The sequence below is a fragment of the Clostridium amazonense genome, from assembly GCF_056431285.1.
The window spans coordinates 325,707-351,972 of sequence record NZ_JBWKMH010000031.1; the positions used below are offsets into that span (position 1 = coordinate 325,707).

23 protein-coding genes, 1 other RNA gene and 1 pseudogene are annotated in these 26,266 nt (G+C 26.1%); 23 read left to right on the forward strand and 2 right to left on the reverse strand.

All coding sequences use genetic code 11. The annotated features are described in order from the left end of the window. The first annotated feature begins 92 nt into the window (after nucleotides 1–92). The 7 genes and pseudogenes from AC07E4_RS13710 (at nucleotide 93) to AC07E4_RS13740 (ending at nucleotide 5,418) form a co-directional block, all read left to right on the forward strand. Nucleotides 93–782, forward strand: coding sequence for a lantibiotic protection ABC transporter ATP-binding protein (locus tag AC07E4_RS13710; protein ID WP_478216690.1), 690 nt, complete (start codon nucleotides 93–95; stop codon nucleotides 780–782). A 58-nt stretch (nucleotides 783–840) separates the two neighbouring features. Continuing rightward, nucleotides 841–1,566, forward strand: coding sequence for a lantibiotic immunity ABC transporter MutE/EpiE family permease subunit (locus AC07E4_RS13715; protein WP_040329099.1), 726 nt, complete (start codon nucleotides 841–843; stop codon nucleotides 1,564–1,566). Between the two features lies 1 nt (nucleotide 1,567). Next, a complete protein-coding gene (locus AC07E4_RS13720; RefSeq protein WP_478216691.1) occupies nucleotides 1,568–2,362 on the forward strand; it encodes a lantibiotic immunity ABC transporter MutG family permease subunit in 795 nt (264 codons plus the stop codon). Between the two features lie 231 nt (nucleotides 2,363–2,593). After that, entirely contained in the window at nucleotides 2,594–3,379 is a 786-nt protein-coding gene (locus AC07E4_RS13725) for a NisI/SpaI family lantibiotic immunity lipoprotein (RefSeq protein ID WP_478216692.1), read from the forward strand. Between the two features lie 439 nt (nucleotides 3,380–3,818). Beyond that, nucleotides 3,819–4,149: a transfer-messenger RNA gene (ssrA, locus tag AC07E4_RS13730) on the forward strand. A gap of 490 nt (nucleotides 4,150–4,639) precedes the next feature. Then, nucleotides 4,640–4,801, forward strand: a pseudogene (locus AC07E4_RS13735) (DUF3990 domain-containing protein); the annotation flags it as partial. Nucleotides 4,802–4,911: 110 nt separating this feature from the next. Continuing rightward, nucleotides 4,912–5,418: a GNAT family N-acetyltransferase gene (locus AC07E4_RS13740; RefSeq protein WP_478216693.1), complete on the forward strand. Its 507-nt coding sequence runs from the start codon at nucleotides 4,912–4,914 to the stop codon at nucleotides 5,416–5,418. Between the two features lie 217 nt (nucleotides 5,419–5,635). On the opposite strand, the gene AC07E4_RS13745 is transcribed toward AC07E4_RS13740, so the two are convergent. Next, nucleotides 5,636–6,046, reverse strand: coding sequence for an LAGLIDADG family homing endonuclease (locus AC07E4_RS13745; RefSeq protein WP_478216694.1), 411 nt, complete (start codon nucleotides 6,044–6,046; stop codon nucleotides 5,636–5,638). A gap of 280 nt (nucleotides 6,047–6,326) precedes the next feature. Here AC07E4_RS13745 and AC07E4_RS13750 point away from each other — a divergent pair, with 280 nt between their 5' ends. The 8 genes from AC07E4_RS13750 to AC07E4_RS13785 all read left to right on the forward strand — a co-directional run bounded on the left by AC07E4_RS13750 (nucleotide 6,327) and on the right by AC07E4_RS13785 (nucleotide 14,667). Continuing rightward, on the forward strand, nucleotides 6,327–6,746 hold the full coding sequence (locus AC07E4_RS13750; protein WP_478216695.1) for a YjdF family protein: 420 nt from the start codon (nucleotides 6,327–6,329) through the stop codon (nucleotides 6,744–6,746). 290 nt (nucleotides 6,747–7,036) lie between these two features. Then, nucleotides 7,037–8,023, forward strand: coding sequence for an ABC transporter ATP-binding protein (locus AC07E4_RS13755; protein ID WP_478216696.1), 987 nt, complete (start codon nucleotides 7,037–7,039; stop codon nucleotides 8,021–8,023). Continuing rightward, on the forward strand, nucleotides 8,023–8,820 hold the full coding sequence (locus tag AC07E4_RS13760; protein WP_040329082.1) for an ABC transporter permease: 798 nt from the start codon (nucleotides 8,023–8,025) through the stop codon (nucleotides 8,818–8,820). Before AC07E4_RS13755 ends, AC07E4_RS13760 begins: the two co-directional genes overlap by 1 nt. A 5-nt stretch (nucleotides 8,821–8,825) precedes the next feature. Then, complete coding sequence (locus tag AC07E4_RS13765) at nucleotides 8,826–9,590, forward strand: ABC-2 family transporter protein (protein WP_478216697.1); 765 nt, start codon at nucleotides 8,826–8,828, stop codon at nucleotides 9,588–9,590. Nucleotides 9,591–10,038: 448 nt separating this feature from the next. Further along, nucleotides 10,039–10,707, forward strand: a complete 669-nt coding sequence (locus tag AC07E4_RS13770) for a response regulator transcription factor (protein WP_478216769.1) — start codon at nucleotides 10,039–10,041, stop codon at nucleotides 10,705–10,707. After that, nucleotides 10,704–11,714, forward strand: a complete 1,011-nt coding sequence (locus tag AC07E4_RS13775; protein WP_478216698.1) for a sensor histidine kinase — start codon at nucleotides 10,704–10,706, stop codon at nucleotides 11,712–11,714. Before AC07E4_RS13770 ends, AC07E4_RS13775 begins: the two co-directional genes overlap by 4 nt. A 99-nt stretch (nucleotides 11,715–11,813) precedes the next feature. Continuing rightward, nucleotides 11,814–12,581 carry an ABC transporter ATP-binding protein gene (locus AC07E4_RS13780; RefSeq protein WP_478216699.1) on the forward strand — a complete coding sequence of 256 codons (768 nt, stop codon included), beginning with the start codon at nucleotides 11,814–11,816 and terminating at the stop codon, nucleotides 12,579–12,581. After that, on the forward strand, nucleotides 12,571–14,667 hold the full coding sequence (locus AC07E4_RS13785; RefSeq protein ID WP_478216700.1) for an FtsX-like permease family protein: 2,097 nt from the start codon (nucleotides 12,571–12,573) through the stop codon (nucleotides 14,665–14,667). The genes AC07E4_RS13780 and AC07E4_RS13785 overlap by 11 nt, the downstream gene beginning before the upstream one ends. A 55-nt stretch (nucleotides 14,668–14,722) precedes the next feature. Here AC07E4_RS13785 and AC07E4_RS13790 read toward each other — a convergent pair whose 3' ends face one another. Next, nucleotides 14,723–15,250, reverse strand: a complete 528-nt coding sequence (locus AC07E4_RS13790; protein ID WP_478216701.1) for a dihydrofolate reductase family protein — start codon at nucleotides 15,248–15,250, stop codon at nucleotides 14,723–14,725. Nucleotides 15,251–15,637: 387 nt separating this feature from the next. On the opposite strand from AC07E4_RS13790, the gene AC07E4_RS13795 reads away from it, so the two are divergent. The 8 genes from AC07E4_RS13795 to AC07E4_RS13830 all read left to right on the forward strand — a co-directional run bounded on the left by AC07E4_RS13795 (nucleotide 15,638) and on the right by AC07E4_RS13830 (nucleotide 26,143). Beyond that, entirely contained in the window at nucleotides 15,638–16,570 is a 933-nt protein-coding gene (locus AC07E4_RS13795; protein ID WP_478216702.1) for an ABC transporter ATP-binding protein, read from the forward strand. 15 nt (nucleotides 16,571–16,585) lie between these two features. Further along, nucleotides 16,586–18,271, forward strand: coding sequence for an ABC transporter permease subunit (locus AC07E4_RS13800; RefSeq protein WP_478216703.1), 1,686 nt, complete (start codon nucleotides 16,586–16,588; stop codon nucleotides 18,269–18,271). A gap of 178 nt (nucleotides 18,272–18,449) precedes the next feature. Beyond that, on the forward strand, nucleotides 18,450–19,118 hold the full coding sequence (locus tag AC07E4_RS13805) for an ABC transporter ATP-binding protein (RefSeq protein WP_478216704.1): 669 nt from the start codon (nucleotides 18,450–18,452) through the stop codon (nucleotides 19,116–19,118). Between the two features lie 93 nt (nucleotides 19,119–19,211). Continuing rightward, nucleotides 19,212–21,707, forward strand: coding sequence for an ABC transporter permease (locus AC07E4_RS13810; protein WP_478216705.1), 2,496 nt, complete (start codon nucleotides 19,212–19,214; stop codon nucleotides 21,705–21,707). A 16-nt stretch (nucleotides 21,708–21,723) separates the two neighbouring features. Then, nucleotides 21,724–22,425 carry a response regulator transcription factor gene (locus AC07E4_RS13815; RefSeq protein ID WP_478216706.1) on the forward strand — a complete coding sequence of 234 codons (702 nt, stop codon included), beginning with the start codon at nucleotides 21,724–21,726 and terminating at the stop codon, nucleotides 22,423–22,425. Then, nucleotides 22,426–23,679: a sensor histidine kinase gene (locus AC07E4_RS13820; protein WP_430830733.1), complete on the forward strand. Its 1,254-nt coding sequence runs from the start codon at nucleotides 22,426–22,428 to the stop codon at nucleotides 23,677–23,679. It begins immediately after the preceding gene. A 204-nt stretch (nucleotides 23,680–23,883) separates the two neighbouring features. Next, complete coding sequence (locus AC07E4_RS13825; RefSeq protein WP_040329065.1) at nucleotides 23,884–25,809, forward strand: OPT family oligopeptide transporter; 1,926 nt, start codon at nucleotides 23,884–23,886, stop codon at nucleotides 25,807–25,809. Then, nucleotides 25,796–26,143, forward strand: coding sequence for a hypothetical protein (locus tag AC07E4_RS13830; protein WP_040329064.1), 348 nt, complete (start codon nucleotides 25,796–25,798; stop codon nucleotides 26,141–26,143). Before AC07E4_RS13825 ends, AC07E4_RS13830 begins: the two co-directional genes overlap by 14 nt. Nucleotides 26,144–26,266: the final 123 nt, after the last annotated feature.

The window sequence follows — 26,266 nt, forward strand, 5'->3', positions numbered from 1 at the left end:
CTATTTTTTTTATGAATCTAAAGATATCCTTATAAAATCCTTAGATTTGTTTGTTAGTCTAGATATAGAAAGAAACGAAGGGGAGAATTACAATGAATGAATATTTTTTAGAAACTAAAAATTTAAAAAAACAATTTAAAAAGCAGGTAGCTGTTGATGATATTAATTTAAAAATAAAGGAAGGTACAATTTATGGTTTTTTAGGACCTAATGGTGCAGGAAAATCAACTACACTAAAAATGCTTACAGGACTTTTGTATCCTACATCTGGAGAAATAATTTTTAATGGACATCCATGGAATAGAAAAGATCTTAGAGATATTGGAGCACTTATAGAATCTCCAGCATTTTATGGAAATTTAACAGCAAGAGAAAATTTAAGAGTTCATACAAAACTTTTAAAACTTCCAGAAAGCAGAATAGATGAGGTTTTAGAAATTGTTGATTTAAAAGATACAGGAAAGAAAAAATCATCAGAGTTTTCATTAGGTATGAAACAAAGGCTAGGAATTGCAATAGCACTTTTAAATAATCCAAAACTTCTTATATTAGATGAACCAACTAATGGACTAGATCCTTTAGGTATACAGGATTTAAGAACTCTAATTAAGTCGTTAAAGGAAAGTGGAATAACAATTATATTATCTAGTCACATCTTATCAGAAGTAGAGCAAATAGCAGAATATATAGGAATTATATATAAAGGTAAATTAAAGTACCAAAATAAAATAAATAGAGATGAAGACTTAGAAAAATTATTTATGGAAGTTATATCTGAGTAATATTCATTGAAAGTTGAAAATTAATGTGGATTTTAAAACCTAGAGTTGGAGGAGAAATATGATAAGAATGATAGAAGCGGAGTTTTTAAAGTATAAAAATACATTTGCAAAAAAACTTGTATTTATAGCACCTATGTATGTTTTAATTTATTCAATATGGATGAATATGTATTTTTATCAGAATGTTATAAATTGGTGGAGCCTTGCTATAATGCCATTTACAATAGCAATTTTATGTGCACTTTCAGTAATTAGAGAAAAGAAAGCAGGTCAGTATAGAACATTAAAGTCTAAAGATATAAATATTAAAAATATGTGGATTTCCAAGGTAATAGCAATTGGAAGCTATACATTTTTATCTTCGTTAATGTTTATAGCAAATATATTAATAGTGAGATTAATATTTTCGGGATTAAAGTTAGATATGATAAGTGTAATTTCAGGCGTTTTAGTTATATGGATTACAACACTTTTATTAATACCAATATGTTTATTTGTGGCAGAAAAGTTCGGAACATTTTTTGCTATTGCAATAAGTGGATTAGGCGTAATTGTAGAGGTAATTGTCACAATAGGTGATAAGTGGTTTTTATGGCCATGGAGTTTAAGTATGAGGCTTATGTGTCCAATAGTTAAAATACATCCTAATGGTTGTTTATTGGAAAATGGTGATAAACTTTTAAATCCATCAGTAATACCAGTAGGGATTATAGTAGGACTTTTAGGATTTTTAGTTTTAACAATATTAACTTCAATTTGGTTTGCGAAAAAGGAGGAAAAATAAAATGCTTCAAGCAGAATGGATGAAGACTAAAAGAACAGCATTTAGATATATAGTTCTTATAACACCAATAATTTTTCCAATATTTATTTTAATGTATATATCAAGTTATAAAATGGATTACTCATGGCAAATAAGAATATATGATATATATTTCCAAACATTAGGGGTGGCACTTCCAATGATGGCATCAATATTAACAGGACTCAATATCATGGTAGAAGAAAGTGCAGGCAACTTTAGAGGTTTAATAACAGAGCCTATGGCAAGACATAAAATATATCTTAGTAAACTAACTATGCTTGTTATTATAACTATAGTGGACATGTTTATATCCACAGGTATATTACTTTTAGGAATGAAGTTTATATATAATGGAACAAATATTAGTTATGGAATTTTCTTATATGGAACATTGTTTACCATTATAGGTATATTATTCTTGTATGGTTTCTACTTAATAGTAAGTATTGCATTTGGAATAGGACCAACCATTGCAATTGGTGTAGGGGGTGGTGTTTGGGGTACATTACTTCAAACAGGACTTGGTGATAGAATATGGCAATTTATACCTTGGGCATGGTCTGGAAGATTTGAGTCCATTCCTTATGTGAAATTTGAAGACTTTATAAAGTTTAAAGGACTAGAAAACACAGAAAATATAAAAATTAGTATGAGTAACTTAGCTACACTTGAATTTAATAAAGGAATGCCTATAGCATTAATAAGCTTTGTAATAATAACAATACTTGGTGTTTTATGGTTTGAAAAGTGGGAAGGCAGAAAAACTCATGATTAGTGCTAAGTTAGAATGTATGCAAATAAATAATTTTAATAATATAGGGAAACAAGTTTTATGTGTTGCTATTTTTAGATATTAGGAACAAAGAGAGTAATAACTACCATAGCTTTTCACTCTTAATTTTTACTTGGTTCCTAACATGATAATAGAATAAACAATAAGATTAGTAGTATCATTTGATAAATATATTATTTAAAATTTTAACCTTATATAAGGAGTGTTTAGAAGTTGAAAAAAATAGTTGGAATTATATTAGTTATGATAATTAGCATGTCATTTATTGGATGTGGCATTGTTGATAAATATATAGATTATAGTAAAAAAGGAAAAGTTATTTGTACAATAAATAATGAAGATGGAACACAATTTATTTATAATGGAACAAAGTATACAGTGCTTAATGAAATTATAGATAATGAAAATATAGGTGAATGGGTGGGCTATATTCAAAAATATGTTGTTATGGATTCAAATTATAAAGTCTTAAAAGAAAAAGAGATAACATCAAAAGTCATTAAAGATTTAAAAGAAATAGCTGAGGGTGTAGAAAATAAAGCAAAATACATTGTATCATATAACAATGTTTACACTATAAAGGGAAATCAGAATTATAATAAGTTAATTGTCATTGCAAATGGAAAGCTTCATAAGGCTATACCAAGTGGAAATGTGAAAGACAATAGTTTAATTATTAAATTTGAAACAATAAATAATGAAGGAAGTAATGCTAATGATAATTTTACTATAAATCTTAATAATTGCACTCAAATTTTAAGTGGGGAAAAAACTTATCAAATAACTAACAAAACAATTGATAGTGGGAAATTAGGAGAATACTTAGGAATCATACCTAAAAGTATTACATTTGATAATAATACAAAAAAAGAAATACCTAAAAGCGAATTAATGAAAGTTGAGTTAGAGCCTAAGGAGTTATCAAAACAGCAAAGAATAACTTGGAATTATGGAAAAATATACAGCATTAAAGAAAATAACAATACAATTGCAGTATAAATAAATAATAAATATTATTTAGCAGAAATAAGTTAAAGTAAAAAATCCAGTAGATATTCTGGATTTTTTATTTTATATAAGATTTAGCAATAGCTAAAACAGTATCTAAATCATTACGATATTTAAGTATATGATTTACTAAATCCTCAGAACTAGGTTCTTTGTATCTGTGAAAAATAGAGTCTTTAATAAACAAATTTTATGTATAGGATATAGGTTAACTTATAGCAAATTTATAAAAAGTTATAGAATAGGTCTAAAACATTTAAATTTGAATATACTATTAAAGTATAAATTAATATTTTCCATAGAGATAATTTCAAGTGTTAGAAAGTATTACAATGGTGATATGTGTTGACAATACCTAATTAAAAGATTAAAATAGTAATACAATTGAATATGCAATTTGCGTTTAGACCTAATTACAACATGGGGGCGTTTTGGCTTCGACGGGGGTAAGATGGGTCTGGGAAGCGAGTCGAGGGAAGCATGTGGCCTCGTTAATAAAATATGCACTAAATGTAAACGCAGAAGATAATTTTGCATTAGCAGCTTAGTAGCTGCTCGTTCTACCTAGGAGTCCCACGACTTAGGATAGGGCGTCGATTAGTGGGGAACCGAACTTAGCAAAGCTTTGAGCTATGGACGGAATTAATGAAGCTACTGAAAAGTAAAGCCTGTCTGTAGGCGTTACTTGGAGGGAATGTTAAATTGCAGACTGCACTCGGAGATGCCCAGATTGGTCTGCTTTCGGACAGGGGTTCGATTCGTGAAAGAGTCGCCTTTGAAAGTGATTTCAAAGTGATAACTTGGCTTTATCGGTGAAGCCTTAGCACGTGACGGTGAAGGTAATACCGAGAGGTATGTGAGGAAACTCAACAGCCTTGTATCGACTTATAGGTTCCTAAAGTAATAAATTTACTAAGGAATACTAGGATAGAGGATATATAAACTATATTAAGCCTCTATAATACGCCAAGAAACTTAACTAACGACAAGTTTAAGATATAGTCAGGGCACATAGAAATATGTGAATAACCGACCCCTCGCCTCCACCATAGAAGATTAAACACATCAGAAATTTACTGATGTGTTTTTTTACGTTGTATTAATAAACTTATTATAAGATATGGGCAAATTTCATTTAGAAGGTTCAGGACATTATTATATCTTAAAATATATGTATATGAATTAAAAGATAATTTAAATACATATAATGTTATAAATTTTAAAGATGATGAAGTATAGCTTAATTTTGTTTGTGATTGTAGAAGAGGGATGGATATATATAAGAAATGTGATATTGCAATTGGAAGTGTTGCAGATGATGATGTTTTAAAAAGTATAGATATGTACTTTAAAGGACTTTGGGATGAAGAAAAAACTTTAAATGAAATTAGATATTACAAAATGAATAATTAAATTTGTTTAATAAATCAAGAAATTAAATTGTTGTAATAATATGGTATAATTTTATTAATATATTGATTCGACCTTTAAAATATGATGTATTAAAAGGGGGATAAAGATTTATGAATATTAATATTAAAGAACTATCAGATGACTTGTTTTTAACTACTGCTAGAATGATTACGGAGTTGATGAACTATCATAGAAAGTTAAATAATGCACCCAAAGAATATTGGCAGACGGATGAACAATCTAAAGGAACTCTACAATATTGGAAAGAGAAGGGGGTTATTTACAATATATTCTTAGATAATGAACCAGTAGGTTTTTTCTATGTTAGGTTTGGAGGTCAAAATGTGTCATGGTTAGAAGATATATTTATAATAGAACAACATAGGGGTATTGGTATTGGGAAATTCGCAATGCAAAAATTAGATGAATTAATGGTTGAAAAGAAAGTGGTTGCAATGTTTGTGGATGTTATACCACGAAATACAAGTGCTATAAAGTTATATAGGGAATGTGGATTCGACCATTTGAATTTAATTCAATTAAGAAAAAATTATGATAAGAAATTAGATAAACAAGATGATATAGATTTATTAGGGTTTAATTTTAAAAAATATTAGTAAATACTTTTCTAGTAAGATGCATCAAAGTAGAATTACAGAATATAGGTGAAAAGTCTATACGTTATTGGATAGAGTATATAAACTATATTAAGCCTCTATAATACGCCAAGAAACTTAACTAACTATAGTCAGGGCAGATAGAAATATGTGAATAACCGACCCCTCGTCTCCACCATAGAAGATTAAACACATCAGAAATTTACTGATGTGTTTTTTATTTTGTATTAATAAACTTATTATAAAATTCAATTTTATTTTTCAGAATTTCTTCAGTATATCTGCCATTTCTAGGGGTTAATTTTTTATAATTATCAATTATAAGTTTTGCACGTTTTCTTTTGGAATTTATTATAAGATATGGATAGATGTCATTTAAGAGGTTTAGGGCATTATTATATCTTAAAATATATGTATAACAATTCTTATGAACATCTATTTTATAGTTCTTCTTAGATTTTATTGAGCCTTTACCTAATACCGTTTTTACATATTCAAGTAATTCAAGGGTAGATGAAGTTATTGAAATACAAGGAGAGGGTAGCTGGTTAGAATGAAATCTTTCAAGCATGATACTACCTTCACCATCAATAATTCCAACAATGTATGCTTTTTCAGTTTCAGTCATGATAAAACCTCCTTTGTTTGTTAATATGGGATGTTAGATAAATTAAATTCAAATTCGTTAGAGTTTCTTTAAATAATAGTATTATCATTTGATAGATATATTATTTTGAATTTGAGCTTAGAACACTATAGTATGTTTTATAATTTATAATATAATATTAAGTGAGAGATAAAAACACAGTTCTGTTGGTAGTCAGAACCTATAATGAGTTTATAGCAGTAACCTGCCCTCCTGGGTTGTCCGTTCTCTTGAAAGATTTTATTTTCAGGAGGAAAGATTTATGTTAATATTTATAAAATTAACAGTTTTATTTGAGGAACCTTTTTGGGTAGGTGTATTTGAAGTTGAAGAAGGAGAATGCTATAAAGTTTCTAAGGTTACATTTGGTGCAGAACCAAAGGATGTAGAGGTTTTGAATTTTATATTAAGGGATTACTATAAATTAAATTTTCTTGAACAGAAAGAAAAGGAAAAAGAATGTTTAAAGACACATATAAATCCTAAGAGGTTACAGAAAAAAATAAAAAAACAATTACAATGTAATGAAATTGGTACAAAGGCTCAGATTTCATTGAAAAAGCAACATGAAATTAATAAAATGGAACGTAGAAAATTGAATAAAGAGAAAGCTGAAATTCAAGAAAAAATAAAATTTGAAAAGAAGAAAATTAAGAGGAAAGAAAAGCATAGAGGTCACTAAAAATACAATAAAGCAAGTTTAAGTTTAAGTTTATAAAAGCACATTGCAACTCATTGTAATGTGCTTTTTATAAATCTAAATAACATTAATGTAATTTATTATTATAAAATTTTAATTTATCTTCAATATAAATAATTCCACGAATACATTAAGAAATTTTCAAATGAATGAATAAATATGTAACAAAAAATTAAGTTGTTATATAACATAATTTGTTAATTTTTACATTAAAAATATGATACTATAATTAAGAATATGGAAATTAAAATAATAATTAAGAGGAATTTATAATGAAGCAAATAATCGTAAAAAATATAAATAAATCATATAAAGTACATTTAAAATCAGAAGGTGTGAGTGGAAGTATAAAAAGTATTTTTAAGCGTAGATTTATAACAACTGAGGCTGTGAAGGATATATCATTTGAAGTTAATTCTAGTGAAGTACTAGGACTAATAGGATTAAATGGAGCGGGAAAAACTACAATTATTAAAATGATATCAGGAGTTATAAAACCTGATAATGGATATATTGAAGTACTTGGAAGCAATCCATTTTTAAAGTCAAATAATTATAGGAAAAGTGTTGCATTAGTTATGGGAAATAAGGGCCAATTAGATTATGATGTGTCAATTTTAGATAATGTGTTATTATATGCATCAATATATGGAATATCAAAGAAAATTGCATTAGATAGAGTTAATGATATGGCAAATGAATTAGAGTTGTCCAATCATGATTTAAAAAAGCAAGTTAGAAGCCTTTCTTTAGGGCAAAGAATGAAGGGGGAATTAATACTATCTTTTTTACATTTACCTAAAATTATTTTTTTAGATGAACCTACATTAGGTTTGGATTTTATATCTCAAAGAAAAATTAGGAATTATATTAAAATCTATAAAGAAAAGCATGATGCTTCTATAATTTTAACAAGTCATTACATTGAAGATATTGAAGACTTATGTGAACGTATTTTAATCATTAATAAAGGACAAGAACTTTATTATGGGAGTATTGAGAAGTTAAAAGAAGAGATGCCAAATTATAAAAAGCTAAAGTTTATAACTACACCTGAAATTGTTGAAATATTAAGAAAAAGGTTTGAAAATGTAGAGTTTGCATATTACAACAATAATGTAGAGGTTAGGACAGAAGCAAAGTTAATAATGCAAATAATTCAGCTTATAACAACTTTAGATGATTATAGAGATATAACAATTGAAGAAGATAATTTAGATATTATTATTGAACAGTTATATAAAGAGAGAGGGATGTAATGAATAAAAAAGTTTATTTATTAAAAGGCTTTTTAATATTTACAATAAAAAAACTTTTAGTATATAGAGTTAGGTTAGTTAGTGATATTTTGGGGATGGTTATTATTCCAATAATTCTTAGTTATTTTTTATGGAAATCGTTAATAACAAATAATAATTTAGAAATGACTCTTGATTATATTATGATTTATATTATTATCTCTAATGTAATATTATTATTTACTCAAGTTCACTTGGAAAATGAATTTTCTAAAGATATAAAGGGTCCAAGCTTAGGACAAAAAATGCTAAGACCTATAAACTATGTAGCAAGTTTATCTTTAAAACAAATTTTATCTAGTTTATTAACTTTTACTTTTTGTTATTTACCTATCATTGTAGTAATAATATGCATAAATGGTGTTAGTATAAGTTTTACAAAAATAATGTATTCAATTCTTTTTATTATTATAGGATATATACTTAACTCAACATTTTCTATTTTAATTGGGGCTTTATCATTCTGGCTAACAGAAATTTGGGGAATTTCTGCAATTCGTAATCTTTTAACAGGATTACTTGCTGGTGCATATTTTCCGTTAGATATATTATCAGAGTCGGTAAAAAATATTATGTTAAAACTGCCATTTCCATATATGTCATATTTCCCTACGAAAATTTTAATAGAAAAACATATTAATGTTAATGAAATCTATAGTGGAGTAATAATTTCTATTATATGGATTATTGTTTTAAACATAATAACTTCTATTTTGGTCAGATTTGGATTTAAAAAATATTCATTGAATGGAGCTTAGATGTTATGAAAGTAGTATTAGAGTGTTTTAAATTTTCAATAAAGAAAAGTACTCAATATAGAGCAAATTTAATTAGTTGGGTTTTAGCAGATATATCATTATATTCTTCAGTTTTTGTAGGATATTATTTACTGTCTTTAAATATTGTAAATTTTGGAGATTATACAAAATATGAAATTCTTTTATATATATCATGTTCATTCTTAATAAATAATATTTATGCAATTTTTTTTACAGAAGGATTGGGAAGTTTTTGTGAAAATATAATAAATGGGAGATTCGATTTTGTAATAATAAAGCCAATTTCTATGATAAAATTTTATATTTTTAAATTTATAAATATTCCAGCATTGGCAAGCACACCACTTTTAATATTTCTAAATATATATTGTATGCGGTTATGTAACGGAAAGATAAGTATAATATATGTTTTTTCCATATTATTAGGTTCATTTACTATGGGAATGATGTTCTTTATATTGTTTAGTCTAACATTATTTGGAGTAAGGTCAGAGGAATTATCATCAATATTACTACAATTAATATCAGTAAGTGAAAAACCAGATACAGTTTTTCCAGAAATCATAAGGAGCTTTTTTATTTATATAATTCCAGTTTTTTTGTTTAGTGCAATTCCAGCAAGAATTGCTTTAAACAAGGTAAATACTGTAGAAATTTTGTGTGTATTTATTATACCGACAATTTATTATTTTATATTAAAGATTTTACTCAAATTTGGAATGAGGAAATATCAATCAGGAGTAGAATGATAAGTAGTTTATTATAGAAACATATAAAAATAAGTTCAAGCTTGTAAAAGCACATTTCAATTTATTGAAATGTGCTTTTACAGTATAGGGTTCCAAGTTTAAATTCAAAGTAATCTTTTTATCACATGATAATATTAATTTTGCAAATCTAATAAAAAATCATTCTTTAAAATTGGATCTCCAATTTTCCATTTTCAATTAAATTAATTAGAATTCTCAACTGAAACATGAATAACTTAAAGTTCCAACTTGGATTCCTAGATTATTTTAAATTAAAATAAATGAAAAATTTAATGTATTATGATATCTTAAAAGTAGAATGGTATTTATAAAATGATTCCGAGCTAGTCTCACTCTTGATGGTGTCCAAGTTTGGGAACTAATAATTATGAAGATGAACTTGGAACCATATAATATGATAATAAATAGTAAATGGAGAATTATAGATATGTTTAAAATAATGATAGTAGAGGATAATGAGTTAATAAGAAGTGAAATTTACAATCTATTAAATTTTAATGGATATAAGCCAATAAAAGTAATGGAGTTTAATGATGTAGCAAAGCAAGTGAAAGAGCATAATCCAGATTTAATATTATTGGATATAAATTTACCTGATGATGATGGATTTAAAATATGTACAGAGATAAGGGGATTTTCAAAAGTACCAATAATAATTGTAACAAGTAGAAGCACAAATATTGATGAGTTAATGGGAATAACGCTAGGAGCAGACGATTTTATAACCAAGCCATACAATACCCAAATACTTTTAGCTAGAATAGCAGCCATATTAAAAAGAGCATATCCAAGTGAAAAAATAGCAGAGAGTTTGGAACATAATGGTATGACACTCAATATGTTGAAAAGTACAATAGAACATGATAATAAATCAGTGGAGCTTACTAAGAATGAATTGAAAATTTTACATTATTTATTAATAAATAAGGGGAAGATAGTATCAAGAGTAGATATATTAGAATGTTTGTGGGACAGTGCTTTGTTTGTAAATGATAATACACTTACTGTTAATATAACAAGAATAAGAGGCAAAATAGAAGAAATAGGAATAAAGGATTATATCAAAACTAAAAGAGGACAAGGGTATATGGTATGAGTATAAAAGAATATCTTAACAATAGAATAGGTGTAATTTCATTAAATGTTATATCTATGATAGTTTTATCTATTTTTTTATTTAGTGTTGGTAATGCCTTTAATGTTATAAAAGTAATAATAATTGTATGGTGGATAGGGTTAGCGATATATCTTATGCTTGAATATAGAGAGATGAATAAGATTTTAAAAAAGGTTAATAAGTACATTGAAAATATAGATAAAAAGTATTTGTTAAGTGAAGTTATAGATAGTCCCAAGTACATAGAGGCAGTGCCATATTATGAAATGTTAAAAATGTCTAGCAAGTCTATGAGAGAAGAAATAAATACAATAAAAGAACAGAGAAAAGATTATAAAGAGTATATAGAAAAGTGGATTCATGAAGTAAAGACACCTATTTCTGCTATTAAATTATTAGAAGAAAACAATAAGACAGCTACATCAAGATTAGTTCTTCAACAGTTAGAAGAGATTGATAGTTATGTAGAACAAGCATTATTTTATGCTAGAAGTGAAGATGTGGAAAAAGATTACTTGGTAAAGGAAATATCACTAGAAAAGTGTATTAATAGAGTTATTACTAGAAATAAGCAAGTACTTATAATTAATAACATAGGTATTGAAATAAGAGATGTTGATAAAAATGTGTATAGTGATAGTAAGTGGCTAGAATTTATACTAAATCAAATTATAGGAAATGCAATAAAATATAGAAATAGTAAAAAGGCTATTATAGAAATATATGCTAATGAAAGAGAAAATGGAGTGGAGTTAAATATAAAGGATAATGGAATTGGAATCCCAGATAGTGAAATAAATAGGGTGTTTGATAAAGGATTTACAGGAAATAAAGGTCGAACAAATAATAAATCTACAGGTATAGGATTATATTTGTGTAAAAATTTATGCGATAAATTAGGGATATTAATAAGCATAACATCAGAAAAAGATAAATACACAAAGGTTAATATTATTTTTCCTAAAGGACGATTTTGTAAATTTTAATTAAGGCAAAAATAATGTTACAACATCGTAACATTAATGAAAGGTTAAATGAAATCAAAGCAAGGGTAAATGATATAGAATAACCTTGAGGTGATAAATATGAATGAAATATTAAAAATTGATAAGATAGAGAAATATTATGGAAATAAAGGAAATGTAATAAAGGCAATAGATGATATAAGTTTTAGTGTACAAGAAGGAGAGTTTGTAGGGGTAATGGGGCCATCAGGTTCTGGGAAAACAACTTTATTAAATACTATAGCAACTATTGATGAAGTGAGTTCGGGACATATTTATTTAAGCGGTAAAGATTTAACTGAAATAAGTAGAAAAAATATAGCAAAGTTTAGAAGAGAAAATTTAGGGTTTATTTTTCAGGATTTTAATCTTTTAGACACTTTAACTATACATGAAAACATAGCTTTAGCACTTACAATAAATAAAACTAATAAGAGTGAAATTGATGGTAAAGTTAAGGCAGTAGCAAAAGAACTTGGAATAGAAGAACTACTTAAAAAATATCCTTACGAGGTATCAGGCGGACAAAAGCAAAGAACTGCTTGTGCAAGAGCATTGATAACAAACCCAAAACTAATCTTAGCAGATGAACCAACAGGAGCATTGGATTCTAGATCAGCACAAATGTTAATAGAAATGATATCAAATTTAAATAAAGAATTTAATGCCACAATATTAATGGTAACGCATGATTCTTTTACAGCTAGTTACTGTGATAGAATTTTATTTATAAAAGATGGAAAAATATTTACTGAATTAGTGAAGGGAAATAACACAAGAAAACAATTTTTTAATCAAGTATTGGATGTAGTTGCATTGTTAGGTGGTGATGTAAGGGATGTACATTAAGTTATCGCTAAATAATGCAAAAAAATCTATTAAGGATTACCTAATATATTTCATAACTATAACAATGTGTGTAAGTTTGTTTTATGCTTTTACATCTTTATCAAGTTCAAATTACAACTTAATAACAGAGAACTCGTATAATTTTGAATTTTTAAAAACGGTACTAAAGTATTCAACTTATATAATTACAGGTATATTATCATTATTAGTTGCCTATGTTAGCAAGTATATGATTAGAAGAAGACAAAAGGAGTTTGCTACATATATATTATTAGGTGTTGAACAAAGAAATATAGCATTTATGTTTTTTGTGGAAATGCTTTTAGTTGGAATATTAGCTATAGTGTGCGGTATATTTATTGGAATACTTTTTTCACAGGTAGTTACAGCTATGGTTTATATGAGTGTTAATCAAAAAGTTGTATTTTCTTTTAATTTTTATTTTGATACAGTGATTAAAACATTTATTTTCTTTATAGGTATGTTCTTGATAGTTGGAATTTATAATATAAGAGTTTTAAACAAATTAAAACTTATAGATATGATAAATAACAGTAAAATAAGTGAATTTAAATTTAGAAGAAGTAAAATGGTGTATTCAATAATATTTATGTTATCAATAATAGCATATGGCATTTTTGGATATTCAACTAAATATATATTAGATATTAAGAAGTTAGCAAATGAGAGTAACTATACAGCAAGTGCTATAAAAATGATGATGGCAGAAGGAGTTTCTGTAATATCATTTGTAATAGCTACCTATGCTTTGTTTTACTCAATATCATATATTCTTATAAGAATAAAAGAAAAATCTATAAACTTTAAATATGAAGGTACCAATCTTTTCTTACTAGGTACAATATTATCTAAAATAAGGACAACCCCAATGCTTATGGCAACTGTATCTATAGCGTTTTTAGGCTCATCAATAAGCATTATACTTACACTATTAATGTCACAGTGGTCTTTAGGATATTTAGATTATAGAATTCCTTTTGATATAGAATTGAGAAGTGGTAGTTATTCATATAGAATAGATGAAAATAGTAATACAAATAAAATAGGAGATATGGCTAATTTTAATTACTCAGAGCTTATAAATCACTTGAAAGATTTAGGTGTAGAGTTAAATGAGTATGAAGAAGTAGAAAAATACTTTGCAAAAGAAGAAGATTTTTATAAAAAAGATATAAAATCTACAGCTCCATTTATTATAAGTTTAAGTGATTTTAATAAGTTAAGAAGTATGCAAGGATATGATAAAGTTAGCTTGAAAAATAATGAGTACACAGTTCAATGGGACAAAATGACTGATAAAGGTCAAATTGATAAATATGTAAATGAAAATAAAACTATAAATATAAAAGGAAATGACTTAAGAATAAGTGAAAAACCATATTATTTAGAAGTATTAGGAGAAGGCATTTATAATTATCCTGCAACCAATATTATAATAATTCCAGATAAATTATGTGAAAAACTTAAAGTTGCAGAAGTAGATTTATTTATTACAACTAATAATGAAATGAGTTATGATGATGCATATGAATTTGAAGCTAAGTATATACCTACATGGTTTTCAAATAACAATCCAGAGCTTATGAAAAAATATGATTCTCCAGAGAAGTTTATTAAAGGAAGAATTAAATCAGCAGAAACTAGTGAAATATTAAATGCTAGTTTAGCAATGAGAATATTAGGATTATATTTAGGGGCTGTTTTATTAATGATTAGTTTAACTGTACTTGCACTTCAACAACTTATGGATTCTATAGAGCATAAGGATAGATTCAATGTTTTACGTAAACTTGGAATAGAGGAACATCAGATTAATAAAATAATTCTAAAACAAATAGGTATATATTTTACAATCCCTATAGTAATAGGAACTATAGCATTTGTAGTGTTTATATACAATTATTATATAATGTATGAAGAACTTATTAAGGTTTTTATAGGAAGCAATATGTTTGTAGTAAATATGAGTATAGGTATATTTCTTATGATTATGCTTTATGTAAGTTATTTTGTTGGAACCTATTATACATTTAAAAGAAACATAAGAGCAGATAATAGAGCTTAATATAAAAAAACACATCAAATTTCTTATTGATGTGTTTTTTTAGTTTGTATAAATTTTAAATAGTTCTTTTAGAATACTTCAATATTGTAATACCATTTTCAATTGAATAATATTCAAGATGTAAATCTATTTTTGGATTATTTTCTAAGAATAATGGAATTCCATTTCCTAAAATTGTAGGGATTACTCCAATTATATATTCATCTATAATATTAGCTTTAATGAAGTTATCAATAAGAATACCACCACCAAATAAAAAGATGTTTATATTTTTATTTTTTAAATCAATTATAGTTTTACATATATTATTATTAATAAAATGAATATTATCATAGTCTGTCATGGGTTCAGATGTTGCTATATATACTTCTTTTTCTTTAAAATCATTATGAAATTTTTGATTAAAACAATTTTTACCCATTACTACAACATCAATATTTTTTAGAAATTCAGAGTAATCCCATTTAGTTTTAGTATCTAATTTATTACATCCATCACCAACAATCCATTCAAAGCCACCATTTTCGTCAGCAATATATCCATCTAAACTCATTGCTAAATTTAATATTATTTTTCCACTCAATTTAAAGACACCTTCTTTCAGTACTAATAGTATTAACTTTTTATAAAACAAAATTACTTGAAATAATATAGGGAAAATATAAAAAGTTATATAAGTTACTCAAAATGTAAAACAATATATTTAGATTATCACTTTGTTATTAAATTGTAAGATTTCTATAAGTAAACTGTAATTTTATAAAGATATAATAAAACATGTAGCAAGCAGCAAGAAGATGAATTAATACCAATACATGATACTAGAAGGATAAAAAAATGGTTATCAAGAAAACAATAATATATAACTGAACTTAAAAAAAGTAAAAGAAGACTATAATTTCAATAGTCGGTAATAAAACGGAGATATAGATTTAAAGGTTAAAAATAAATAGAAAAAGAGGTTAAATATATGAAATCAGTTTTAGAGTTAAAAAATGTAAGTAAAATTATGAACAATAAAGCATTGGTTGATGATATAACTTTTACTGTTAATGAAGGAGAAATTTTTGGATTTCTAGGGCCTAATGGTGCAGGTAAAACAACAACAATAAAAATGATTACAGGTTTATATAAAATAAGTAAAGGTGAAATATATATTGATGGAAAAAGTGTGAAAAGTCAATTTGAAAAGGCACTTAAAGGAGTGGGTGGAATTATAGAGAATCCAGAGATGTATGGATACTTAAGTGGTAGAGATAATTTAAAACTCTATGGAAGAATGCATGGTGGAATAAATAAAGAAAGAATTGAAGAAGTTGTTAAATTAGTTAAGCTTGGAAATAGAATAGATGATAAGGTGAGTAAGTATTCACTTGGCATGAGGCAAAGGTTAGGAGTTGCACAAGCATTATTACATAACCCAAAATTATTAATTCTAGATGAGCCTACAAATGGACTTGATCCAATGGGAATAAAGGAATTAAGAGAAATGTTAAGAAACTTAGCAGAAAAAGAAAAGTTATCAGTAATGGTTTCAAGCCATTTGTTAAGTGAAATGGAGTTAATGTGTGATAGATTTGGGATTATTGATGGTGGAAAAATGATTGATATTAAAACTATTAGTGATATAAAGAAAAGTGAATTTGAAACCCATAAATCCTATTACATTGAGGTAGATAATAAGGACGATGCAATTAAGATTATTAATGATAAATATCCAGAATTTAGTATAAGTAAATTTGAAAATGGAATTAAATTGACTTGTGAAAAAGAAGAATTAGCAAAAGTAAATAAAGAGTTAATTTTAAATGATATTTCAATATATATAGTTGCGATTATAACAAAAACATTGGAAGAAGAATTTATGAATGTTACTAAAGGATCTAAAGAACAAATAAGATAAAAAGGAGAAGTATTTATGAAATTATTCAGTTTGACATACAATGAATTAGTAAAGCAATTTAAAAAGCCAAGTATAAAATTACTAAGCATATTAATATTAGTTGCAGCAATAATATTTCCAATTGCGATTAATAGCATTCCAGAGAATAGATACTATAAAAGTACAATGGAAAGCAATAAATTTTTATTACAAGATGCAGAATTATATTTAGAAAGCTTAAAAGATGATAAAACACAAAAGGGAAAAATAAAATTTGAGTATGCCATGATAAATGTAGAAGCAAGGAAGCTTTATGTTGAGAATGAAGTTGGTCATAGAGATTGGCGTGAAAAAGAGATTGAAAATTATAGAAATGTTTCAAGCAATTTAGCAGCAATTGAATTTGTTTTGGAAGGGTATGAAAAAGATATAGTGCTAGAGAATTTACAAAATGATGATTCAAATGAAGTAGAAAAATATTTTAATATGACTTTAGCAAAGAAAAAAGAAATAGAGTCAAATTTTATAGCTGAAAAAGAAAAAATTAAAAATATAATTTTAAATAATGATTATATAGCTCATACGCAAGAAGAAATTAATAGAACAAATAGTCAAATTGCACAATTAAATAGTTGTATATCTGAATATGAAAAATTAATGAAAAAAAATCCTACAGATGAAGCTGGAAAATCAAAATTATTAGAACTTGAAAAAAAATCTAAAGATGCAAAGATTAGAATTCCACAATTACAACAAGATATGGAAGTTATGAAATTTAGATTTGATAATAAAATAGATTATGACTTAAATAATTGGAAAAACAATTCAATACAACAAATAGAAAATGAATTGATTGAATTAAGATATCCTATGTTAGATGAAAAGCAATATAGTTCACAAGCATCACTTGAAGGTGTTGAAATGACATATGATGAATATGTGAAAAATTTTAATAAAAAAAGAGAAGTAACAATAAATCAAATAAAAGAACTTTGGTATGGGTTGGAAAATAATATCCCAGTGTTAAATCAAATAAAAGATGCTAGAAGTGTTTTAGATGGAGGCTATGAAATATTTGTAGTTTTAGCTGTTATAATAGTGATTATAATAGGTGGGGGAATTGTGGCAACTGAATATTCAAAAGGCACGATAAGATTATTACTAATAAGACCAGTATCAAGATGGAAAATATTGTTGTCAAAGCTATTAGCTGTACTTATAGTTGGAATAGGTGTTGTTTTCATTGGAATAGCAACTCTCTATATATCAACAGGAGTTGTATTTGGTTTTGAAACTTATAAAACACCATTATTAGATACAATAAATGGATCGATAGTACATTTAAGTTATATTAAATTTTTACTTTCAAAAATTATGATATCATGTTCTAGCTTAGTATTTATTGCCACTTTAGTATTTTTAATATCAACAGTAGCTAAAAATACAGCGTTAGCAGTTGCTATTAGTATGATGCTTTATTTGGGTGCTGTACCAGCTACAGATATGTTAATATCGCTTAAGCAAACATGGATAATTAGTACATTTATTCCATATATAAATGTATCATATCTTAGACTGATACCATCAACACAACAAATGTTATCACAATCTTTTGGGATGCAATTAGAATACACTCAAGGAGCTATACAATTAATTCTTATATCAATTGTAATGTTACTAATTACATTTATAACTTTTATAAGAAGAGATGTTAAAAACTAAAATGAAAGGGGTAGGATTAACCTACCTCTTTTGTTTTATAAAAATTTTAAATGGTTAATATATAAAAGTAGATTATTTAGTCTATGAAAAATTAAAGATATGACTTGAATATATGGATTAAACAATGAAGTTTGAGTTATTATATATAATAAAACATTTTAAAGTTAAGGAGAAATTAATGAGTATTATAAATGTAGTTAATGTAGGTAAAGTTTATGGAAAGGGCCCTAATAGTGTAAGGGCATTAAAAAACATTAACTTAACGATATATAAGGGTGAATTTATAGCAATTGTAGGAGCTTCAGGATCAGGAAAATCTACATTATTAAATATTTTAGGTGGAGTTGATAGAGCTACAGAAGGAGATGTTTATATAGATAAAATTAATTTGGGTGAATTATCAGAAAATGATATATCACTATTAAGGTTAAGAAAATTGGGATTTGTTTTTCAATTGTACAATTTAATTCCAGTATTGACAGTAGAGGAAAATATAGAAATGCCAGTTCTTTTGGATGATGGAACTATGGAAGAGAATTATAAAGAAGAACTTATAAAAATGTTAGGGTTAGATGATAGAAAAAATCATTTACCATCAGAATTGTCTGGTGGGCAGCAGCAGAGAGTGGCAATAGGGCGAGCTTTAGCAAATAAGCCAGATATAATATTAGCTGATGAACCAACGGGAAACTTAGATTCAAATACTGCTATGGATGTTATGGATTTGCTTAAATATATAACAAGTAAATATAATCAAACATTAGTACTTATAACTCATGATGAAAAAATTGCAGCAATGGCAGATAGAGTTATAACAATAAAAGATGGAGAAATTTTAAATGATTAGGGAGTGAGCTTCATAAGGAATTATAGATTAATAGTTAATAAACAGTTTAAGATAAATAAGAAAAGAAACTTTTGCATTATTATAGGCATAATAATGAGTATAATTTTATTTTCAACAATCGGATATATACAGGCTTATGTAAATGAAAGTAATATATCAAGAGTTGAGGAAAGAACAGGTAAGTTTGAAGCAATATTTAAAAATTTAACACTTAATGAAGCTGAAGTAATTAAAAATAATGTTTTAGTAAATGATGCAGGAATATATAAAGAAGTGGTTAGTATAACTAGAGAAGTACCTAAAGATAAGAATATTAGTAATTTTTATCTTTATGCAGCAGATGAAATATTCTTTAAAAATTTATTTAATGAAGTGATTAAAATAGAAAATGGAAGATTACCAATAAGTAGTGATGAAATAATTATTAGCGAAGTAGGTAGTATAGAATTAAAAAAGAAAATAGGTGATTATGTTAATATAAAGGATAAAAGTTATAAAATCGTTGGGATATTTATAAATGAAAATTTTGATGTTATTGAAAGTTCGGGTGGAATAACATTACTTGATGAAAACATAGATGAGTCTATAATTAATATAGCTATAAATACAAAATCAAAAAGAAATAAATATAAGAATATTGTTAGGATAGCTAATTCTATAGAAAAACAAATTGATAAGTATAATGATAGTGATGATGTAGTTTTAAATAATCAGTTACTGTATAGATATGATGTAAATAAGTATGGTTTAAGTAATAAGGCTACTTTACAAGATATGATTATAAATTTTGCAATAGTAATATTAAGCACAGTTTTTATTTATGGATTTATAAATATTTCAATAAAGGAAAGGGTTGAGCAATTTTCAATACTAAGGTGTATTGGTGCAACTCCAGGAAAGATAAGAATGTTATTAATAAAGGAAAGTACTTTATTGGTGCTATTATCAATTATTCCAGGAATTATTTTATCTATAATAGTAAGTTTTGTGATTTATTATACTTTTTTTGCGGAGATGTTTAATATATCTACAAAAATGATTGAATTTAAAATATATCCAGAGGTAATTATACAGGTAATTTTATTTACAGTTATAAGCATATTTACATCAACAATAATACCAATAATAAAAGTTGGACATATAGATCCTATTTATGGAATGAAAAATAATTATGGAATTAGAAAAATAATTAAAGTTAAAAGATCAAAAATTATAATGAAATTATTTGGATATAATGGAGAATTGGCATATAAGAATGTTAGGGGAGACAATAAATATTTCTTAATTAACACAATAACAACTACTTTTTTATTAAGTATATTTATTATTTTTGTAGGATTTAATACAAGTTCGTTACAAGATTATAAAAGAGAATTAAAACAAAGCATGGATTTAACAATTGATATAAATTCTATAGAGAATAGTTCTAGTGTAATAGCAGAAGTAAATAAATATAAAAATGAAATTGAGAGTATTGGAAATAGCAATAATATATATAGCAAAATAATTTATAGGATTCAAGGTGTATTTTCAGATGTAAAATTGAATAGTAACGTTAAACAGATAAGTGAAAAAAATGTATATGGTGAAGAAAGTTTGAAAATTGATGATAAAGAATATGTTTATAGTAATAATATAGCACTAATAATTTTAGAAGATGAATATATTAAAAGTTTATTAAATAAACAGGATAATAATGAATTACATAAGAATGGGGTTTTTGTTTTAAATACAGATATAAATAGTAAAAAGTATTACAAATCTAAAGAGAGTTTATTTAATATAAAAAAAGGTGAGAAATTTAAACTTACACCTAGTAAATATCAAATTGTTGATGGTAAGTATAAGTTAGATGAAAATGAAATAAAGAATCTTGTGCAAGCTAATAATTCAATGGAATTAATATATTTAGGTGAAATAGAATTAAATGATATCATAAATGGCAAAAGGTACGGTGTAGAAAACAATACAACATTAATAGTTTCACAATCATTTTATTTAAATAACAAAAAAGTATTTAATTCTGCTCAGTTGGAGTTAAATAATATTGATTTAGCTATAAAACTAAAGAATAGTACTAACAGGGAATCAGAAGTTAGAACAATTAAAAATTATGCAAATTTAATTGGTGGATATTGTACGGATAATAAAGAAATGAATAATTACTATAGTATAAATCTACGTATTATAGCACTAGTTGTATATTTGATATTAGGCTTATCAATGGTCATTGGGGCAATTAATATAATAAATAACAAAAGTGTTTATATAAAACTAAGGGGAAAAGAAATTGGAACGTTATTAGCTATAGGCATTAATAAAAGAAGATTAAAGAAGATTTTATTTTTAGAGGATTTGATTCAATGGATTATATCTTCTGTTTTTAGTTTTACAGTATCTTTTATAAGTTTACATATTATATACAATATACTTACTTATACTAATAATATAGATATTAAATATATTCCTCTTAAAGAAGCAATTATAGGAAGTATAATTTTGTTGTTTATAAATATATTAGGAAGTTATCTATCTGTAAGAAAAATAGATTTTACAAAAACTACAGAATTAATAAGAAATAATGAGTAGTTAGGAGGAATTTAATTTGAAGAAAATTTTACTAGTTGAAGATGATAGAGCAGTTGCATTAGCAGTTATATATAGTTTAAAAAAAGAAGGATTTGTAGTTGAGCATGCATTAAATTTAAAGAGTGCCAGGGAAAAGTTAAATGATGGTGATGATTTGATTTTATTAGACTTAATGTTACCAGATGGAGATGGATATGAATTTTGTAGTGAGGTAAGGGAAACGGGAAATGAGATACCTATAATATTTATGACTGCATGTGATGAGGAGTCAAATGTAGTAACAGGATTAGATTTAGGAGCGGATGACTATGTAACAAAACCTGTTAAGATAAAGGAATTAGTATCGCGCATCAATGCAGTTTTAAGGAGAAAAAGAAATTTTATAAAAGTTATAGATAGTCGAAAAATAATAAAGAGCAATGGAATAGAATTAGATAAAGGGGCACATTCTGTTAGAAAAAATGGTGAAGATATATCTTTAACGGTAAATGAATTTAAATTATTGTTATTGCTTATGGAAAATGCACCTAATGTATTGACTAGAAATTTTATTTTAGAAAAATTATGGGATATAGATGGAAATTATATAGATGCAAATGCATTAAGTGTCTATATAAAAAGGCTAAGAGAAAAAATAGAATACGATGGTAAAAATCCTACTTTGATAGCAACAGTAAGAGGTGTGGGCTATAAGTGGAGTGTTGAGGTGGTGAAATAAGTGATACCATTTCAGAATAAAGATGAGAGATTAAAAATTATAAGATATATAATTTTAATTTTAGTTATGCAATCTATACTAAGTATTATAATATTTTCAATGTTTGTAAATAATATTAATAATAATATTATACAAAAAAGTTATGAGATAGTTGGGCAGGTGTATGAAAAAGATAAAGAATTAGGAATTGAAATAATTCCAATATTTACAGATAAAATGAAAGGAAACGAAATCTTAGGAAAAAATATTTTATCCCAATATTCTTATGACGATAGTTTAAGTTATAGGGAAAATCCAACAATAGCAAATGCTTTTGATGGATATAAAATATTATTTCTAGCAATAACTGTTGGTAGTATTATATTTTTAATTATTGGGGTAATTTATTTTTTTAATCCCTTATATAAAGAAGTTAAGTATTTAACTTATAGAGCAGAAAATGTTATTGAAAGCAGAAATTGTGATAAGTTTAAAGAACATAAATATGAAGGAAGTCTAGATAAGTTTATATTAAAATTTTCAATTATGGAAGAGCGTATATATAATAGTATTTCAATGCTATATGATGAAAAATTAAATTTGAAAAATATAATAAATGATATATCACATCAACTTAAAACACCATTAATGGCATTGTCTATGTATAATGAAATTTTATTAGATCATGTAGATATGGATAATAAAGATATAGAAAAATTTATTTTACTTAGTAAAGAACAATTAGAAAGAATGGAATGGCTAGTTAAGACATTATTAAAATATGCACGATTAGAAAGTAATGTTGTAGAATATCATAAGGAAAAATTTTCAATGAAAAATACAATTGAAGAGAGTATAAATCCATTAATAATAAAAGCTAATGAAAAAAATCAAAGAATCGAATTTAAATATGATAAAGATATAGTCTTGTATCATGATAGAAAGTGGATAGCTGAAGCTTTGAGTAATATTATAAAAAATGCAATAGAGCATACTAAAAATGGAGGACATATTTTCATTGAACTATATGAAACACCTATATCTGTGCGGATTTCTATAAAGGACAATGGTGAAGGAATAGAAAAAAGTGAAATAAATAAAATTTTCAATAGATTTTATAAAGGTGAAAATTCTATTAATCCAACTAGTATTGGAATTGGATTATGTTTAAGCAAAGCAATTATAAAAGCACACAATGGAGATATATCAGTTGAAAGTGAAGTAGGGGTAGGAAGTACTTTTTATATAAATTTTTTAAAAACAATAAATAATTAATTTTGAGTTTATTTAGAAAAATATTAAATTAGAATTAAATTAGAGAGTATAAAAAAAGATGAATTGTAATTAATTAAAATTATAATTCATCTTTTATTTTAGAATTTAGTAGAAAACATAAATATATTATCGAATTATGGCAAATAATAAAAAGGACGTATTCAATGTAAAGATATGAATGAACAAAAGAAAGGAGATTAAAATATGAAAGACAAATTACCCAAAGAAGCTTATGGGGGTGTTCATGGAAAAGATTATGTTCCTTATATAACAGATAAATCTAAAAAAGGAGCCAATGCCGCTTCAATTATAATAGGTATAGTATTAGCAACTGTATTTGCAGCATCAACGGCTTATTCAGGTATGAAATCAGGATTAACTGTTGCAGCAGGTATTCCAGGTGCTATAATAGGTTCAATGCTTATTAAAGTATTTGCTCGTAATACAGGAATTCTTGGGAAAAATATAACTCAAGGTATGGCAAGTGGTGGAGAATCTATAGCAAGTGGTATGATTTATGTATTACCTGCAATTATATTAATAGGAAAAGATATCACTTTTTTAGAAGGAATAGGTGTAGGTGTAGGTGGAACACTATTTGGTATAGGAGTTTTAGCATTAGTTTATAATTATTTAATAGTTGAAGAACATGGAAAACTTATGTATCCAGAATCAATGGCAATATCTGAAACACTTGTTGCTTCAGAAGCAGGTGGAGATGCTATAAAGTATATGGGAATTGGAGTTGGAATAAGTGGTGTTATTAATGTTCTAACTAGCTCATTTTTAAACATGATAAATAATACTTTTACTTTTTTAGGAAGTGCATTTTATAAATGGAAATATTCAACAGAAGTAAATCCACTTTTATTAGGTATAGGATTTATAGTTGGATTAGAGGTATCCTTAACTATGTTTGCAGGCTCAATACTTGCTAACTTTGGTATTGCTCCGTTAATAGGTTATTTTACTGATTTAGCAGAACGTAATACACAAACATGGAATGATGCAAGTATGCTTTTACATCAAATGGATGTAAATGCTATATCAGGAAGTTATGTTAAGTATATAGGAGCAGGAATGATGCTTTGTGGTGGTATAATAGGGGCTGTTAAACTTATACCAACTATAGTGCTTTCTATAAAAGAAACATTAAGAGCTAAATCAAATAAAGATGCTGATGGGGAAAAAGGTTCAGGAGAAATGCTATTGCTTTTAGGTGGTATTGTAGTAGCTTTTGTAGCAGCATTCTTTATTTCTCAAAGTGCAACAATGGCTATAGTAGCAGCAATTGTATCATTAATATTATCAATGCTATTTGTAATAGTTTCTGGTCGTTTAACAGGTACAATAGGAACATCAAACCTTCCAGTATCAGGTATGACAATTGCTTCATTGGTTATATTAACATTAGTATTTGTTATAATGGGGTGGACTGGTCAGGCTGATAATAAAACATTACTTCTATTTGCAGCATTTATGGTTGTTGCAATATCAGTAGCTGGCGGATATAGCCAATCCCAAAAAGTAACTTATATAATTGGTGGAAGTAAAAGAGAAATGCAAAATTCTTTTGTATTAGCTAGTATAGTTGGTGTTGTTGTTGTTACAGGAACAATAATGGTACTTTCAAGTCAATTAAAAATTACTGGAGCAGATGCACCATTTGCATTACCACAAGCAAACTTAATGGCTACATTAACTTCAGGGATAATGTCAGGAAACTTACCTTGGCCAATGATTATAGTTGGTGTTATTATGGCACTATTCTTATTCTTATTAGACTTACCTATAATGACTGTTGCTATAGGATTTTATTTACCTATATCAACAACATCTATAATATTAATCGGAGCATTAATACGTGTATTTGTTGAAAAAATGAGTAAGAGTGATAAAGAAAAAGAAGTTAGGGTTTCCAATGGAATTAGTTTGTCATCAGGACTTGTAGCTGGTGGATCTATAATAGGATTAATAGGAATAATATTACAAGTATCAGGTATAATAACACCTGGAACTCCAGCTGGATTTGCAGCAAGTAATACTATGGCTATAATTTTATTAGTAATTTTAGTTGTAGCGACTACCATACCTATTATGGCATCGAAGGTAAAACATGATGAAGACTAATGAAGAAATTTTAAATACAAAATTTAAAATTTGTGATTATGTTGAATACGAAGTAAATAAAAATAAAATAGTCACTGTTCTTGAAAAACAAGATTATAAAATACAAAGGTTTTTTAGAAAATTAAGATTTAAAATTCCTATGTATAAAAAAATTGAATTTGATGAATATTGTAGTGCAGTATTCATACAACTTGATGGAAATAGAACAGTTAAAGAAGTCGGGGAAAATTTACAACATAAGTTTGGTGATAAAGTAAATCCACTTTATGAAAGACTATTAGTTTTTTTAAATCATATATATGATAATTGTAAGTACATTGAAAAAATAAATTAAAAAGTTAGATATAAAAACACATTAGTAATTTTTACTGATGTGTTTTTGCTTTTGCTATTTTATATTTCAGAAAATATTAGTTTAGTCTATAATATAAATATTATTATAAAATTATGAGGAGAT

What these genes read in the sequence shown, in the direction of transcription:
- AC07E4_RS13710 (WP_478216690.1), top strand. Translation starts at nt 93, where the DNA reads ATGAATGAATATTTTTTAGAAACTAAAAATTTAAAAAAACAATTTAAA.
- AC07E4_RS13715 (WP_040329099.1), top strand. Translation starts at nt 841, where the DNA reads ATGATAAGAATGATAGAAGCGGAGTTTTTAAAGTATAAAAATACATTT.
- AC07E4_RS13720 (WP_478216691.1), top strand. Translation starts at nt 1,568, where the DNA reads ATGCTTCAAGCAGAATGGATGAAGACTAAAAGAACAGCATTTAGATAT.
- AC07E4_RS13740 (WP_478216693.1), top strand. Translation starts at nt 4,912, where the DNA reads ATGAATATTAATATTAAAGAACTATCAGATGACTTGTTTTTAACTACT.
- AC07E4_RS13745 (WP_478216694.1), bottom strand. Translation starts at nt 6,046, where the DNA reads ATGACTGAAACTGAAAAAGCATACATTGTTGGAATTATTGATGGTGAA.
- AC07E4_RS13750 (WP_478216695.1), top strand. Translation starts at nt 6,327, where the DNA reads ATGTTAATATTTATAAAATTAACAGTTTTATTTGAGGAACCTTTTTGG.
- AC07E4_RS13755 (WP_478216696.1), top strand. Translation starts at nt 7,037, where the DNA reads ATGAAGCAAATAATCGTAAAAAATATAAATAAATCATATAAAGTACAT.
- AC07E4_RS13760 (WP_040329082.1), top strand. Translation starts at nt 8,023, where the DNA reads ATGAATAAAAAAGTTTATTTATTAAAAGGCTTTTTAATATTTACAATA.
- AC07E4_RS13765 (WP_478216697.1), top strand. Translation starts at nt 8,826, where the DNA reads ATGAAAGTAGTATTAGAGTGTTTTAAATTTTCAATAAAGAAAAGTACT.
- AC07E4_RS13770 (WP_478216769.1), top strand. Translation starts at nt 10,039, where the DNA reads ATGTTTAAAATAATGATAGTAGAGGATAATGAGTTAATAAGAAGTGAA.
- AC07E4_RS13775 (WP_478216698.1), top strand. Translation starts at nt 10,704, where the DNA reads ATGAGTATAAAAGAATATCTTAACAATAGAATAGGTGTAATTTCATTA.
- AC07E4_RS13780 (WP_478216699.1), top strand. Translation starts at nt 11,814, where the DNA reads ATGAATGAAATATTAAAAATTGATAAGATAGAGAAATATTATGGAAAT.
- AC07E4_RS13785 (WP_478216700.1), top strand. Translation starts at nt 12,571, where the DNA reads ATGTACATTAAGTTATCGCTAAATAATGCAAAAAAATCTATTAAGGAT.
- AC07E4_RS13795 (WP_478216702.1), top strand. Translation starts at nt 15,638, where the DNA reads ATGAAATCAGTTTTAGAGTTAAAAAATGTAAGTAAAATTATGAACAAT.
- AC07E4_RS13800 (WP_478216703.1), top strand. Translation starts at nt 16,586, where the DNA reads ATGAAATTATTCAGTTTGACATACAATGAATTAGTAAAGCAATTTAAA.
- AC07E4_RS13805 (WP_478216704.1), top strand. Translation starts at nt 18,450, where the DNA reads ATGAGTATTATAAATGTAGTTAATGTAGGTAAAGTTTATGGAAAGGGC.
- AC07E4_RS13810 (WP_478216705.1), top strand. Translation starts at nt 19,212, where the DNA reads ATGAGTATAATTTTATTTTCAACAATCGGATATATACAGGCTTATGTA.
- AC07E4_RS13825 (WP_040329065.1), top strand. Translation starts at nt 23,884, where the DNA reads ATGAAAGACAAATTACCCAAAGAAGCTTATGGGGGTGTTCATGGAAAA.
- AC07E4_RS13830 (WP_040329064.1), top strand. Translation starts at nt 25,796, where the DNA reads ATGATGAAGACTAATGAAGAAATTTTAAATACAAAATTTAAAATTTGT.